This is a genomic window from Acinetobacter sp. WCHA39 (assembly GCF_002165385.1).
Taxonomy (GTDB): domain Bacteria; phylum Pseudomonadota; class Gammaproteobacteria; order Pseudomonadales; family Moraxellaceae; genus Acinetobacter.
Genome location: NZ_NHRP01000001.1, coordinates 127,371 through 143,256 on the forward strand (window position 1 = coordinate 127,371; position 15,886 = coordinate 143,256).

General features: G+C 37.5%; 12 protein-coding genes. 7 read left to right on the forward strand and 5 right to left on the reverse strand.

The window, feature by feature from the left end; all coding sequences use genetic code 11:
- Positions 1-109: 109 nt before the first annotated feature.
- The gene (locus CDG56_RS00570) at positions 110-1,729 is read left to right on the forward strand and encodes a vWA domain-containing protein (protein ID WP_087546636.1); all 1,620 of its coding nucleotides are present in this window, start codon (positions 110-112) and stop codon (positions 1,727-1,729) included.
- Positions 1,730-1,840: 111 nt separating this feature from the next.
- Positions 1,841-2,155, forward strand: coding sequence for a DUF5713 family protein (locus CDG56_RS00575; RefSeq protein WP_034602853.1), 315 nt, complete (start codon positions 1,841-1,843; stop codon positions 2,153-2,155).
- A gap of 29 nt (positions 2,156-2,184) precedes the next feature.
- Here CDG56_RS00575 and CDG56_RS00580 read toward each other — a convergent pair whose 3' ends face one another.
- A complete protein-coding gene (locus CDG56_RS00580) occupies positions 2,185-3,789 on the reverse strand; it encodes a CocE/NonD family hydrolase (RefSeq protein ID WP_087546590.1) in 1,605 nt (534 codons plus the stop codon).
- A 278-nt stretch (positions 3,790-4,067) separates the two neighbouring features.
- Here CDG56_RS00580 and pnuC point away from each other — a divergent pair, with 278 nt between their 5' ends.
- On the forward strand, positions 4,068-4,640 hold the full coding sequence (pnuC, locus tag CDG56_RS00585; protein ID WP_087546637.1) for a nicotinamide riboside transporter PnuC: 573 nt from the start codon (positions 4,068-4,070) through the stop codon (positions 4,638-4,640).
- Positions 4,641-4,683: 43 nt separating this feature from the next.
- Here pnuC and CDG56_RS00590 read toward each other — a convergent pair whose 3' ends face one another.
- Together CDG56_RS00590 and CDG56_RS00595 are read right to left on the reverse strand one after the other, a co-directional pair.
- Positions 4,684-5,817 carry a glycerophosphodiester phosphodiesterase gene (locus CDG56_RS00590; RefSeq protein WP_087546591.1) on the reverse strand — a complete coding sequence of 378 codons (1,134 nt, stop codon included), beginning with the start codon at positions 5,815-5,817 and terminating at the stop codon, positions 4,684-4,686.
- 163 nt (positions 5,818-5,980) lie between these two features.
- Complete coding sequence (locus tag CDG56_RS00595) at positions 5,981-7,594, reverse strand: phosphoethanolamine transferase (RefSeq protein ID WP_087546592.1); 1,614 nt, start codon at positions 7,592-7,594, stop codon at positions 5,981-5,983.
- A 310-nt stretch (positions 7,595-7,904) separates the two neighbouring features.
- Here CDG56_RS00595 and CDG56_RS00600 point away from each other — a divergent pair, with 310 nt between their 5' ends.
- The 3 genes from CDG56_RS00600 to CDG56_RS00610 all read left to right on the forward strand — a co-directional run bounded on the left by CDG56_RS00600 (position 7,905) and on the right by CDG56_RS00610 (position 12,398).
- Positions 7,905-11,012: a multidrug efflux RND transporter permease subunit gene (locus CDG56_RS00600; protein ID WP_087546593.1), complete on the forward strand. Its 3,108-nt coding sequence runs from the start codon at positions 7,905-7,907 to the stop codon at positions 11,010-11,012.
- A gap of 172 nt (positions 11,013-11,184) precedes the next feature.
- The gene (locus tag CDG56_RS00605; protein ID WP_087546594.1) at positions 11,185-11,778 is read left to right on the forward strand and encodes a DUF4112 domain-containing protein; all 594 of its coding nucleotides are present in this window, start codon (positions 11,185-11,187) and stop codon (positions 11,776-11,778) included.
- Between the two features lie 77 nt (positions 11,779-11,855).
- A complete protein-coding gene (locus CDG56_RS00610; RefSeq protein WP_087546595.1) occupies positions 11,856-12,398 on the forward strand; it encodes a hypothetical protein in 543 nt (180 codons plus the stop codon).
- Between the two features lie 61 nt (positions 12,399-12,459).
- On the opposite strand, the gene htpX is transcribed toward CDG56_RS00610, so the two are convergent.
- Positions 12,460-13,365, reverse strand: a complete 906-nt coding sequence (gene htpX / locus CDG56_RS00615) for a protease HtpX (protein WP_004660837.1) — start codon at positions 13,363-13,365, stop codon at positions 12,460-12,462.
- A 214-nt stretch (positions 13,366-13,579) separates the two neighbouring features.
- Positions 13,580-14,437: a lytic transglycosylase domain-containing protein gene (locus CDG56_RS00620; protein WP_205666487.1), complete on the reverse strand. Its 858-nt coding sequence runs from the start codon at positions 14,435-14,437 to the stop codon at positions 13,580-13,582.
- 496 nt (positions 14,438-14,933) lie between these two features.
- Between CDG56_RS00620 and ttcA the strand changes: the two genes are divergently transcribed.
- Positions 14,934-15,839 carry a tRNA 2-thiocytidine(32) synthetase TtcA gene (gene ttcA / locus CDG56_RS00625; RefSeq protein ID WP_005161680.1) on the forward strand — a complete coding sequence of 302 codons (906 nt, stop codon included), beginning with the start codon at positions 14,934-14,936 and terminating at the stop codon, positions 15,837-15,839.
- The last annotated feature ends 47 nt before the right edge of the window (positions 15,840-15,886 follow it).

Below are 15,886 nucleotides of genomic sequence, written 5' to 3' on the forward strand. Positions count from 1 at the left end.
ATAATGAAGATAAAAATACATTCCAATACGATGTATCTTTATCTTTTTGCATACAATCACTGCAATCTCGTCATTCATTTAAAAGACATAAAAATTGGGGGATTTTATGATGCATCAATCTACAAACATACTGACCTTAACCTTGCTAAGTTCCATGATGATCGCCTGTGGTAATCCCATAAAGGAACGTAGCCATGTAGTCGCTCCTGCATCTTTGGTTATGTCTAATATGGCAGCGGATAGTACCCGAAAGATGATTGCTGCTGCTGCGTACACGGCGGCAATGCCTAGTCCAGAAAGCGTGCGGCTAGAGCAGAATACTGAAAAATATCAAAAGAATGAGGTCAATCCTATTTATCGGGTTGCAGATCAGGCAGTTTCAACTTTTAGCATTGATGTCGATACAGGCAGTTATAGCAATACCCGCCGTTTCCTGAATGATGGGCGTTTGCCACCAATCGATGCGGTTCGTGCTGAGGAAATGATTAACTACTTTGATTATCAATATCCGCAGCCAAACAGCATTCACCCATTCTCGGTCACGACTGAAATTGTTGATTCACCGTGGAAAGAAAATGCCAAACTGATCAAAATCGGGATTCAAGCCAAAGACTTGGCAACCAAACAGTTACCACCAGCCAATTTGGTATTCTTGGTTGATGTTTCCGGTAGTATGGATGCCCCAGATAAATTACCTTTGGTTAAGCAAACTCTACGTTTATTGACTGAGCAATTGCGTCCACAAGATAAGGTAACGATTATTACCTATGCCAGTGGTGAGAAACTGCTTCTGGAGCCGACATCTGGTGATCAAAAAGACAAGATTCTACGTGTGATTGATGCCTTGCAGGCGAGTGGTGCAACCGCAGGCGAGCAGGCGATTCAACTGGCCTATCAACAGGCAGAAAAAGCCATGCTGAAAAATGGTATTAATCGGATTCTGCTGGCAACCGATGGTGACTTTAATGTCGGGATCACAGATTTTAGTACCCTAAAAGGCATGGTGGCGGAAAAGCGCAAAAGTGGTATTTCACTCACGACACTGGGCTTTGGAACAGGTAACTATAATGAACAGTTGATGGAGCAGCTTGCCGATGCAGGAGATGGTAATTACAGCTATATTGATAATAAAAATGAAGCGAAAAAAGTGGTACAACGTCAGCTTTCGTCAACACTGGCAACGGTTGCTCAGGATGTAAAAATTCAGGTGGAGTTTAATCCTGCTACGGTAAAAGAATATCGCTTAGTCGGCTATGAAAACCGGATGTTGAAACAGGAAGATTTCAATAATGATAAAGTTGATGCGGGCGATATCGGGGCAGGGCATAACGTTACGGCAATTTATGAAATCATTCCAGTGGGGCAGCAAGGCTGGCTCAATGATTCACGTTATCAGGCATCGACAAAAACAGATACAACGAAAAAATCTGAATATGCGTTTGTAAATTTGCGCTATAAATTGCCAAATCAAGAGAAGAGCATTCTTTTAAACCAAGCTGTAAAAGCGCAAAGTAAGTCCCTTGCTCAGGCCAATAGCGATACTCGTTTTGCGATTGCGGTGGCTTCCTATGCCCAGCAGCTAAAAGGTGGGCAATACAATGCTGCTATGGGGTGGGATCAAATTATTCAGTTAGCCCAGCAATCTGCAAAACCAGATCCTTACCAAATGCGTGAGGAATTTATAGAGCTTGCCAAGATCGCAAAAAGTTTAAGTGCTAAAAAAGACTAAATTATCTTTTTTAAAAGCGGTCGGAAAGATCGCTTTTTTTATGTCTAAATATCGTGATTTGTATGGGATTATGTTATAAGCATGGCGTTTTATTGGCATATTATTTTATTTATGTTTGAAGATCTCCTTCTCCCGATGTTTGATGATGAATATTATCCTGACATTCTCGTTGCCGAAGTTAAACAACAGATTAAACACTTTTCCAAAAAGGTGGGTCGTTCTGGTTTAACTGAAGCGGAAATATATCATTTTGCTCATCATACAATGATCGCAATTAATGAGATGAAACCTCAGTTTGAAGACCTAGATTCAAGTTTAGATGATACGGCTGCGGATTACATTGCTGAAGCTATGATGATGATTGTGCAAGAAGCAGGTTATTTTGAGATTGAAATGGAACAATTGATTGCAAATCGAGAGTGGTAAAATTCACTCTCGATATTTAGAAATTATGATCATTCCTTATTTGAAATCTCACTCCAAAATTTAGGTAAAGTAATTCGACCTGAAATCCATGCTTCAATTTTAGGTTGTTTAATTTTTTGATAATAAATACTTTCGGTCTGAATCAGTAAGCCTAAAGTATCGCCTTTATTCAAACGTCCATTAATACTAGGTAATTCAATAGTTTGATTTCCTTTCGATGCTGAATTTTTATTAGAAATAACTTGATCAAAAGTATGTTTTTTGCTTGGATTTAATGCTGTTGTTTGATCATTTAAAATAGCATATTTACCCGTTTTTTCAGATTTAATGGCCATAGAAATAAATAGTGTTGGTTCTACTTTATTATTTGGCGTTTCGATCTTTAAATTGAGTTGTGGTGTACCTGTGAGATGTGCCAATTCAGTTATTGTATGGATCGGAACAAACACAGCTTGCGAATTCTGAGGTTCAATCCAAGTTCTATTTAACGTGTATTGTGTTTTTGCATCCAAATCTTTGAACTTATAGACTGGACTTTTGTCGACACATAATTCTGGTAAATCAATTGTTGCAGTTTGGTCTTTGAGTTTTTGATCAAACCATCCCATGATCGTGTCTTGTAATTTATATTGCTTTTGATTCCCACAGGCAACAGATTTCCCAATATACCAAAAAGGAGTATCACCCAATGGGGAACGCTGTGCAAATGGTTGTAAATGTCCGCCTTGTACGCCGATTAAATGGACTTCATGCTGCGATTTCTGAATACATTGAGCCGCTTTAACGCCTTCATTAAAAGGAAATAATACATCTCTAAAGCCTTGGATAATGAGCGCATCTGCTTTTGGCGCTTGAGCATTTTCACAAAACCAACTAGCTTGATGTGTCTTTAGTAAATCATAAGTTGATTGTTTCAACTGACCTTGTTGGATATCTTGATAAGCTTGTTTAAGTTCGGGATCAAATTTGTTCCAGTTCCACCAGTCACCAATCAAATTCAAGAAACTTAGCCAATCTCCTTTTGGAACGCCATTGGGTACAAGGCTATCGACGATATCATGCCAAGTTGTGATTGGTACAATTGCTTGTAGGCGAGGGTCTAGAGCAGAAGCAATGTATTGCACACCGCCTGCATAAGATTCGCCAATCATACCTGTACGAACACCATTTTGATTTTGTGCTAGTTGTGGCAAGTTTTTTTCAGCCCAGTTCATGATGCTAATGACATCTTGAGCTTCTTTTTCAGGATCGGTTAAGCGAATTTTACCCTGACTATTTCCATGACCACGTTGATCATAGCTGATGACCCAATAGCCATTTTTCCACGCTGTTTTGGCTACTTGACCCGTCGGAAGTAAAAAACCATACAAGCTTAATTCTGGTCTTTTCATTCGAGATAAACCAAAACCATGGGTATGTAGCAGCAAAGGAGCTGTTTGTCCTGCTTTTAAATGTGGTTGATACACTGTAAATGCAATGATTGTTCCATCTGATGCGATTGTTTTTGCTTGAAAATAACGTTGTTTTAATTCTGTTGGTTGAGATTGAGTTTTTTGAGGTTGAATTGTCGCATTGACACAACCTTGTAATAGCAAAAAAATGCCAAAGCAAAGCCATAAAATATTTGAACGCATAGATTCTTTCATCCTTGAGCAAATCTGTGGGAAGTTCTAATTGGATGGTATGTAGTTTACAGTGTGAAACGGATTGAGACTATAAAGGATAGGTCATTTTATTGACCTATCAGTTTTATACTATTTAATTCGATGTGGGCTTGAGTGAAAAGTAATCTTTGGCGTTAAAGCTTTAATAATATGGCGAATAGAAGCGCATCAGATCAAGATTTTTTGGCTTGCTTAAATAAAGAATATTTCCATAATGTTGTCATTCGGATTTTCAAAGTAGTTTGCTCTTGTCTTCTTTAGAAATTATTGCCGTTATTATTAGTGTGATCGGTGTTGCGCTCACGATAAAACGGAATATGTGGTGTTGGTGGTTTAATTTTTTGGCATTTATTTTATATGCTTATCTTTTTTTCACCTTTAAATTATACGGCGAGACGATTTTACAATTCTTATTCATGCTGATTAATTTCTATGGTTTTTATTATTGGCTTAAAGGTAAACGCCAAGACCATGAGATTCGGATCGAACCAATTGCAGTCAAAACAGTATTGATGCAAATGTGTTTGGCAGCAATCGGTGGATTATTGTTTGGTTTAACGCTTAAACATTTTACCGATGCTGCTGTACCGTTATTAGATGCCCAACTTGCTGCTTTTAGTTTATTGGCAACCTATTGGACGAGTCGTAAACATATCGCAACTTGGGTACTTTGGGTATTTGTCGATATTGTCTATGTAGGTATGTTTATTTATAAAGAATTATTTTTAACCGCAGGATTGTATGCCGCTTTTGTGTTGTTGGCTGCATATGGTTGGTGGCAATGGGAACAAGTCAAACACAAGCAACTTACTCTTTCTTAAAAATAAGAGCAGTAGAACAACTGCCCTTATTCACTACTTTGACTTATTTAGTTGCTTGATAACTTTGTACTGCCTGACGACCTAATGCTGGATCATCAGTAAATACACCATCTACGCCAGCCTTGAAGTAAAGTTGCATTTCCTTGATTGAACCAGACTCACAACGCTCGGCTGCTTTGGACGTATCCTTACTACATTTTAAGCTGTCTGGTAGGAAATTATTTTCAGGGCGGAAGGTATAAGGATGTACTTTTAAATTGACTTTATGGGCATCTGCAATAAAAGAGGTGGTCTGTGTCATTGCTGCATCTTTAAAGACATAGACTTTCCATGGACCTACACCATTGGCATAGGCCGAAACGTCTTTGAGGCCTTGTGCCGTTGCTAGATCTGCATAGGTTTTAGGATTGTTTTGTGCAACATAATCTGCTGGTCTTGCTTCAGGCGAATCATAGAGCTGAATCAATTGTGCATGCTTAACACTCTTGTGTAAATCGAGTTGATTTTTTAAATATTTTAGATTGCCAACTTCAAAAGACTGTAAGTAAATAGGCGCAATATCGCGGCTATATTGGTATTTGGATAAGGTTTTTAACAAAGTATCTTCCATAGCCAAATTCTGTTTTTGGAAATAGGTTGGGTGTTTGGTTTCTGGATAAAGACCAATAATTTTGCCCGTTTTTTGATAATGCTTTGCAGCTAAATCAATGATTTCATCGAGTGTCGGGATTTCAAATTGATCATTATATTGCGTATTGGCAGCACGATACTGGGGAATACGCTCACGTGCTTTGAGCTGTTTTAGCTCGGCCAAAGTAAAATCTTCAGTAAACCAACCTGTTAAACTCATGCCATCAATAATTTTAGTTTTTTTACGGTCTGCAAATTGAGGAAGCGTTGCAACATTGGTTGTGCCGCTGATCTCATTTTCATGGCGAGCAACCAATATGCCGTCTTTGCTTGATACCAAATCTGGTTCAATAAAATCAGCACCATCATCAATCGCTTTTTGATAGGATGCGAGTGTATGTTCTGGACGAAGTGCGCTCGCGCCACGATGTCCAATCACTTGTGGTAATTGAGGTTCAGGTTGCGCCGTGCTTTGTTGATCTTTGTTGTCATCATTGCAAGCTGTCAGACCGATCAAGCTAATACAGACCAATACTTTTTTGAACATAATTTAACTCATTAGTTTTTCTTAAAGCATTGATCTTGCCGTTTTAATTTATCAAATGGATGACAATCAGATGATAATTTTATGAAAATAATGATTTTTTAACTGAATGTTTGAAATCCAATATCTGATTTTAGGCTTTGATAAAGCGGGGTCTGGAGGGAGATTATGACTTCTGTTTCCAATAAGGCCAATTTACTTCAGGCGTAAAACGATAATCACGATCTAACCAATAAGATTGCGGTGAAGCAGTTTTATTTTTAAGACCCATGATATGCATTAAATTGTTATCAAGTTCTGCTGTATTAAGCATTTTTTCTTTATTGACACCCGTGACTTGCATATTGTCATGCCACATAATCACAGGAACTTGGTATCCCGCTTTTGTATTCGGGCTGTGACCAGCATAGTTAATCTCATGACCAACTTCATTTCCGTGATCTGAAACGACCATAAAAGATCTAAAATCAGAATTATTATCAGCCTTTAGATCATCTAAAAATCTAGCAAGCAACGAGTCTTCATATAATACTGCATTATCATAATCATTGCGTAGTGAACGAACCCAAGGATCAATATTACGATTCTTGAGGTCGAGTTCGACAGCATCATTACTGTCTCCAGTAAATTTATTAAACGCTAATGGGTAACGTTCTTTGTAATTTGGATGTGCGCCAATCAAATGAAGAATAATCAGTTTTTTAGGATCCGGATCTGCAAGAGCTTGTTGATAAACGGGAATAAGCTTTTCATCTAATGAATGACTACTTCTTCCTGATCGTGTATTTTTATAAACAGCCGTATCTGCATAAGAACCAAATAATGAAGATAAATAACTATCATCTTGATTGCTTAACCAATAAATCTTATAGCCTGCCGCGCGAGCGTAAGCTAAAACGCTTTCCGAAGAATATTGATCATGCGCAGATGCAGGACTTTCAGTCAATAAAACACGTAGCGCATTGATCGTTGAAGGTGACGGTGAAAATGCATTACAAAAGATTTTTAACTCATCAAGTTTTTTTGCTAATTGTGGAGTCGTCTCGCGTTGATAACCACAAACACCTAAATTTAAACTTGTTAAGCTCTCTGAGAGAACTAACACATGTGTTTGTTTCTCATCCTGTTTTTTTGTTAAAGTTAAATTTTGCTTTGCACTAATGTCCCATTGTCGGTGTACATTTTGATGTTGCTTAATTCTATTTTTAAAATCCTGAAGTTTTGTTTGATAGTCTGACCAAAAAATGATGGGATGAACTTTACGTGATGGCTTCATTAAATAGCTTGTTATTGTTAATAGAACAAGTAAAACGATACAACTACGATAAATTCGACTCTGCCACATCTGATCAAGATGGTGAGCTTTAATCAGTTTGAAAGTAGAAATACTGTAAATAATTAGCAAGCAAAGTAGACTAAAAATCACACTTAAGATTGTGCTTAAGTGTAGTTGTATGAATTCCCACGTTTCCTGCTGACTGGTATTAGCAATTGCTTCAATAATAAAATAGGCTTCATTATCACTATCAAATAAAAACCACGTACTCGAACGCAATAGTACATCAAGCCAAGTCGCAAACCACCATAAAACTGTAAGTCCATACCAATATTTTTTTTGTGTTTTAATCGCAAGCCAAATTAAACCTACACCTGGCAAAGAAAGAAATCCCAGTCTTAAACCATCAGACAAATTGCCAGCAATACTGAGTAACCCCCCAGTAATTAATGCGGGCAATAGAATTAGGAGCAGAATATTAAAATGTTTAAAACTGGCCTTCATATATGCCTAGAAAAATAAGGGAGCAACGGAGAGCGTGCTACTATCGGTTTAAGTGAGTGGAGTGTCAATCTAAAATTAAGAAGTATTTGATAGGATAGTAAATTAAATTTTTGACCTCATTTGTTTTCGATGAAATATGCTGATGATCAATAAAAAATTCATTATTTCTCCGTAATTTTCGCTTTTTGCAATGATATGTTAATAAGGATGGTGTTTCCTTGAAAGCTCGGTAATGATCGTAGATTGAAAGTCCCTCTATTTTCCTATCTTTTTGAAAAAATTGACTGTTTCCACGATGGAATGAGCAGCCATGCTATCTAAATTTTTTATTGAGCGTCCAATTTTCGCAGGTGTGCTTGCCATTATTGTGATGGCATTAGGAATACTGGCAATTCTGAATTTGCCAGTTGAACGTTATCCTGATATTGCTCCACCGAAAATTACAGTATCGACCAACTATAGTGGTGCTGATGCCAAAACAGTTGAACAAAGTGTAACTCAAGTTTTAGAGCAACAAATCCAAGGGCTTGATCATTTACTGTACTTTAGTTCAACCAGCGATGCAGCTGGTCGTAGCCGTATTACGATTAGTTTTGAAAATGGCACAAATCCCGATACAGCACAGGTTCAAGTACAAAATAAAATTAGTGGTGTGATACGCCGTCTCCCAGATGCGGTACAACGGCAGGGAGTTAATGTCACTAAGTCCTTGGGTGATACCTTTATGGTGATTGGACTGTATGACAGTACAGGGCAAGCAAATAATATTGCGTTGTCTGATTATCTATCTACACATGTCCTTGATAATTTAAATCGGATTGATGGCGTAGGTGAAACAGATGTTTTTGGATCGCAGTATGCAATGCGAATCTGGCTAGATCCAAATAAATTGACTCAATATAATTTAATTCCAAATGATGTCGTTACAGCGATTACTACTCAAAATACACAGGTTGCAGCAGGTGCGATCGGCGATTTGCCTGTTGTTCAAGGTCAATATTTGAATGCAAAAGTAACAGCAGGTTCTCGCTTAAAGACCATTCAAGACTTTGAACAAATTATTGTGAAATCAGATGTATCTGGAAGTTTTGTTCAATTAAAAGATATTGCTCGGATTGAATTAGGGGCAGAAAATTATCAATCATTTAATACGATCAATGGTTACCCAGCTGCGGGTCTTGGTATTTCTTTATCTTCTGGTGCCAACGCAATTCAAACATCTAAACTTATTCATCAGACTTTAGATGAACTCTCTAGCAAGCTTCCAACAGGATATAAGATTGTTTATCCAAGAGATAATACTCCCTTTGTGCAAGAATCTATTAAAGAGGTAATTAAAACACTTGTCGAAGCAATTGGTTTAGTTATTTTAGTCATGTTCCTTTTTCTTCAAAGTTGGCGTGCGACGCTTATTCCAAGTATTACTGTACCGATCGTGATTTTAGGGACTTTTGCCGTACTTGAATTACTTGGATTTAGTATTAATACTTTAACTCTCTTTGCATTGGTGCTTGCGATTGGTTTGTTGGTTGATGATGCAATTGTTGTAGTGGAAAATGTTGAACGGCTTATGCATGAGCAGCATTTGTCGCCCAAACAAGCAGCCGTTGAATCTATGCAAGAAATTAGTGGTGCATTGATTGGAATTACCATGGTGTTAACAGCCGTTTTTATTCCAATGTCATTTTTTGCTGGTTCTATCGGGGTTATCTATCGTCAGTTTTCAATCACTTTGGTTGCTGCGATGGTCTTATCTTTAGTAGTGGCTTTGGTGCTTACACCCGCTTTATGTGCTTTGATTTTAAAGCCAAACCATCAACCTAAGTCATGGGCGATTCGGTTCAATAACGGGATAGACACACTTAAAAATAAGTATTTATCTCTAGTGCAAACCATGCTTCGTTATAAAATCTCTGTATCTGTGATTTTTATTGCATTAATTGCCGTATTTGCTTTGTTCTATAGCAGTCTGCAAAGTAGTTTTTTACCAAAAGAAGACCAAGGGATATTAAGTGTTCAATTTAAATTAGTGGATAGTGCACCACTTTCAAAAAGTCAGGAGGTCGGTGAGGCAATTCGTCAGTATTTTCTTCAGAATGAAAAAGCAAATGTCAATTTAGTGCTTATTCGTTACGGACGAAATAATTCTGGAACGGGGCAAAATCTTGGACAAGGCTTTGTTTCATTAAATCATTGGGACGACCGTATTGGGAAGAAAAACTCTGCTGAAGCTATACGCAAGAGAGCACTTAAATATTTTAGCCAATTTCCCGATGCACAGATCAATGTGACGTTGCCTGCTTCGGTAAATGGATTAGGCGCAACAGATGGAATGGATTTATGGATTCAGGATATTAATGGGCAAGGTGAGCAATTCCTCGATCAAAGTTTTAAACAGTTGCAACAGTTGGGACAAAAATATTCAAGTTTTGAAAACTTAGATAAACAATCTACTGATAGTAAAGCTACTTTGAATGTGAAGATTGACCATAAGCAAGCGACGGCAAATGGTTTAAATCTAAATGAAATTAATAGTACTTTGTCGACCGCATGGGGTGGGACATATGTGAATGACTTTATTGACCGTGGTCGAATTAAACAAGTTATTTTACAAGGTGATGCACCATTCCGTTCTAAGCCTGAAGACTTATATAGCTGGTCAGTACGCAATAATCAAAATCAAATGGTTCCTTTTAGTTCATTTTCAACGACATCATGGGGAGGGACACCAAGCATTGTGCAACGCTATATGGGATACAGTGCTTTGCAATTACAAGCTAACGTTGTCAATGGTCAATCTTCAGGCCAAGCCATGAAAGATATTGAACAGTTGGTGGGTCAACAAGAAGGCTTAGGTTTACTATGGACTGGGCTTTCTTATCAAGAGCAGCAATCGAATAATCAAGCAATTTGGCTATATTTAATTTCTATTGCATTTATTTTTCTATGTTTAGCCGCGTTGTATGAAAGTCTGCGTATTCCTATGGCTGTGATGACCGCAATTCCTTTAGGGATTGGCGGTAGTATTATTTTTGCCCATATTTTTGCTTTACCAAATGATGTTTACTTTCAGATCGCTTTACTTACAACAATTGGCTTATCCTGTAAAAATGCAATTTTGATTGTTGAATTTGCAGCGATGGCCCAAGCACAAGGAAAAAATGCCATTCAAGCAGCGCTACAAGGTGCAGGGCTGCGTTTACGTCCTATTTTAATGACTTCTTTTGCATTTGGCGCAGGAGTTATTCCACTGGTTTTTGCATTTGGCGCAGGGGCTGTAAGCCGTCAAGAAATTGGTATCAGTGTTTTAGGTGGTGTGATATTCGGGACAATATTGGTACTGATCTTTATTCCATTTATGTTTGTACTGGTTGCCAGTATGTTCCAGCCTAAACATAAACTGGAAACCACTGAATAAGACAATCTTTAAAATTCAGTGCAAATGAATGATCAGGTCTATGAGTTAAGCTCATAGACCTGAATTATTAATTGCTTCAATGATTTTATTCTGAGCTGTAATAATAATTGTACCGACAAAGCCTAAAAACTACTTTATTCTCAAGCATAAACAACGTTTTTAGGTTGAGTGAATGACTGCTCCAACAGAACAAAAAAAATTAACTCAGCAGCAAGCGATTGCTGTTGAACGTGATTTAGCAAAATTTGCCAATACCATGGACAGTTTGGTTCGAATTCCTTTTACCAAACAGGGAGTCGGGGCAGATGCTGCATTGAGTACCATGCCGTTTGCGGGCGATATCGCAGGTTTTGTTTTAACACTATATGCTTTTAAAAAAGCCAGAGAAGTGGGCGTACCACAGCATAAATTGAAGGGTGTGGTCAAACTGGCAATTATGGATATGTTGGTGGGTTTTGTACCGATTGTCGGTACCTTATTTGATGTATTTATTCGCCCAAGTCGTAAGACACTGGAAATAGTTCATGACCATATCCGTGAGGAATATCAAGTGCATAGTGATATTCATGTGGTGCATCCATTCTTGCATGAATCCCTAGAACAAAAGCAGAAAACTTCAGCTTTCTGGCGTAATCCGATCGTAAGTTGGATTTGGTTACGTATCCCAGATTTATTGGGTATTGCGGTACTCATTTTATTTGCTGTTGCAGTTTGGGCAGGTTTGAGTTATCTGTGGCAGTTTTATCAGTCGTTTAAAATGAATTAAATATTTGATTTAAAATAATATTGTGTTATATATCATATTAATTTTTATTGGCTTGATTTATTTTTGTGGGGTGTAATGTGAAAAAAGCGATTTTAATGGTTTTGGTTTTTGGTATGGCACATTTTGCTTACGCACAATCAAATACAGGAAATAGTATTATTGGTAATAATGAAAAAATTATTTCTTTGAAACATATAGAATATATTAAGGGTAAAGGCTATAACTATCATGATAATGATTGGAATATTGATGATAAATATCGTGTAGTTCGAAAAAATAATGAAATGATCGGGGCTTATAGTATTGATACCAGTACGCCTGTGGGTGAAGTTGGTGTGATGTATATGACAAAGTATCTGAAAGATATTCATTTAGCTCGATCAATCATTAAAAAAGGTAAAGTTGAATTTACTCACTATACAATTGAATGTAATAAAGAGTTTTCTCGAAATTCTTCAAAGCGTAATAAATACACCCAATATAATGAGTTTGAAAATGATGCGAGTTCGGTTGAAATAACCAAAGATTATGCAATCTATCGAGATTTAGAACTAATATGTAAGCATACCTATATTGATAATACTAATGGGATTCGAGAAATTTGGAAGAATCAAAAATAAAGTTAATCAATTTCTAAAACAAAGCCTCCATTTGGAGGCTTTATCATTTATCTGATACTGATTACTGAACATTTAATTGCTGTAAAGCGGCAACACGTTGTTCAATGGTTGGGTGAGTTTGGAATAAAGCCGCTAAGCTAAAGCCTTGTTCCTTACCTTCCGCAATTGCAAATGCTTTCATTTCTTTTGGCATTTGATCTGGCATTTCTGACTCTGCCTGTAAACGAAGTAGAGCAGAAATCATTGCTTGTTTGCCTGCTAAACGTGCACCAGCTTCGTCTGCGCGATATTCACGTTGACGAGAGAACCACATTACAATCGCAGAGGCCAAAATACCGAATACGATGTCGAGTACAATCGTAATAGCAAAATAAGCAAGACCAGGTGCTTCACCATCTTCACGACCGAACACATTACGGTCAATAAAGTCACCTGCAATACGTGCAAAGAACATCACAAAGGCGTTCACTACACCTTGAATCAATGCAAGAGTCACCATATCGCCGTTGGCAACGTGACCGATTTCGTGCGCAAGTACAGCACGAAGTTCATCTTTGTTCATACGCTCAAGTAAGCCTGTCGAAACAGAGACTAAAGCATCATTTTTATTCCAACCTGTCGCAAATGCATTGGACTGGTAAGAAGGGAAAATACCAACTTCAGGCATTTTAATACCTGCACGTTGAGAAAGTTGTGCCACTTCTTGTAGTAACCAAGCTTCTGCTTGACTACGAGGAGCATTTGGGTCAATTAATTCAGTTCCAGTGGTTTTTTTCGCCATCCACTTCGACATGAATAAGGAAATTAAAGAACCCACCATACCAAAGACAAAACAGACGACTAAAAGGTTGCCTAGATTCAAGCCACCCGCGCCATGGTAACTACCGACACCGAAGAGTGACAAGATAATGCCAGCTACAACCAGTACCGCGAGGTTGGTCAGCAAGAACAAACCAATCCGCATCATTGAGAAAATCCTCTTATAAATAAAAACTGATCTGATTTATAAATTATAAATCATAACGCTAATATGCAGGGCGAACCCTAAAAATTCAAGCAAAAAATGAGCGTAGATACATTAAGCTAATAAAAGAATAGAAGTGTTTTAAGAAGGCGAAAACGACTAATTTATTTGAAAAAAACAAATAAAATCATGATGTGAGAATAAGTGATTTCTTTGTTTAATCACTTACTCGGATTCGTGCAGATGCAGTTGCATTGGCTGTGGTATATGTGCCTGGTGCATCTGTAAAAGTACCATCGGCCAATGTGATAATTTGACGACTATATTGTTTAGGTGCGGACACAGCTTCTGAATTTGAAGATGTATAATTTGCCGATTGAGCAATCACTTGAGTATTTGTGTTATTTGAATTTGATAGAGAGCCTAAACCAGAGGCATAAAGATTTTGATAACGACTGGTCACTCTTTTTACATAATCTCTAGTTTCTCTGAAAGGTGGAACATCGCCATATTTATCAACATTACCTTCACCAGCGTTATACGCTGCAATAGCAAGGCGTGTATCCCCATTAAAACGTTTTAACAACCAACTTAGATATCTCGCACCACCAAAAATATTTTGTTGAGGGTCGTAAGCATTACTCACGTTAAAACGCCGTGCAGTTGCAGGCATCAGTTGCATTAATCCTTGAGCACCGACAGGGGATCGCGCATTAATATTAAAACCTGACTCAGTATGCATAACGGCTTTAATAAGACCTTCTGAGACGCCATGCTGTTGCGCTGCTTGACGGATCATCTGATCAAAAGCATTTTTATTACGACTATAACTTGGTAGAACAGAGGCTTCACTTGCGCCCCAGTTACTATAGCTGTGAATATTGCTATCAGGATAATAGGTCGCTTTAATCACTTTTAGGTGATTGTATTCAGCTTTCTTTTTATTGGTAAGTAAAGTTGTACCATTATCATCTTTAAATTGATAAATGGTTTGACCAGCATAACTAGATACTGTCGTATTTAAAAAACCGATTGTCCCCAAAAAAAGAACGAAAATATATTTTGTTTTGTCCATCATTATAATATTCACAAAAGATGAGCATGGAGTTGTTCACAGTAGTGTAACAAAAAAAAGCATAAAAAAAACTTTAGCTACAATTTTTTTATTTCCGCTGTCTTACAAAAAGCAAGTCGTTTTGTGCGAATGTTCAGCAAAAAAAATTAAATTATTTTTTTTAAAATCTAAGTCTTGACATATTTAAAGCATTGTTTTTGTTAACTAAAAAACAATGATTAAAAAATGATCAATTTGATTGTAAGCCTTGTTCTCACATAAAAATACTTTGTCAATAGCGAAGAAATCCACAATTTTATCCACAGCTTTTGTGGAAAACTGTGGAAAAGTTTGAAATATAAGCAATCCAGACCGTTTTGACATAATTTGGTCAGAATTTTACCAGTATGAAACTGAAATATGACGATTGCACGAAATTGAAAAATTCTTTAGGTGCGCATCTTTTCGGAATCGGATAAAATCTTGCGGTATTTTTGTTTATGAGTAAATCACGTCTATGTACGCGCCAGTGGAGTCCAACCAAGGATTTAATTTTAAGCCTGAGCTTCCGACGAGTTCGGCATATTATCGCCTGTTGAAAAAGCTTCGTCGTCAAGTAGGGCATGCAATTCGTGATTACAACATGATCGAAGATGGCGACAAGGTCATGGTCTGCGTTTCAGGTGGTAAGGACAGCTACACCTTGCTGGATATCCTGTTGCAGTTCAAGCGCATTGCGCCAATCAATTTTGATATTGTTGCGGTGAATCTTGATCAAAAACAACCAGGGTTTCCTGAAGATGTTTTACCACGTTATATGGAAGAAAATAACATTCCATATTACATTCTTGAAAAAGACACTTATACGATTACTAAACGCCTAACGCCTGAAGGTAAAACCTACTGTGCGGTATGTTCACGCCTACGCCGTGGTTCGTTATATGGCTTCGCACAAGAAATCGGTGCAACCAAAGTTGCATTAGGTCATCATCGCGATGACATTATGGCGACTTTCTTTTTAAATTTATTCCATGGCGGTAGCTTAAAGGCAATGCCACCAAAACTTCTTTCTTCAGATAAAAAGAATATCTTGATTCGTCCTTTGGCTTATGTTGAAGAAAAAGACATTATTAAATATGCTGATCTACGAAAGTTCCCAATCATTCCATGTAACTTATGTGGTTCACAAGAAAACTTACAACGTGCAATTATTAATGACATGCTGCGTGAATGGGATAAACAACATCCAAAACGTTTACATAGCATCTTTGGTGCCTTACAGAATGTATCGCCTTCACAATTGGCTGACCGTGAGTTATTTGATTTCGAAGCCTTGGATGGGCAACGTGAATTTGATATGAAAGACCCTGAAGAGATGAAAAATCGTCTTGATGTGGTGAACTTGAGTTTTGCTGCTGAATAAAATGTAAAACTTTTTGAAAAGGCACTTATTTAAGTGTCTTTTTTTTT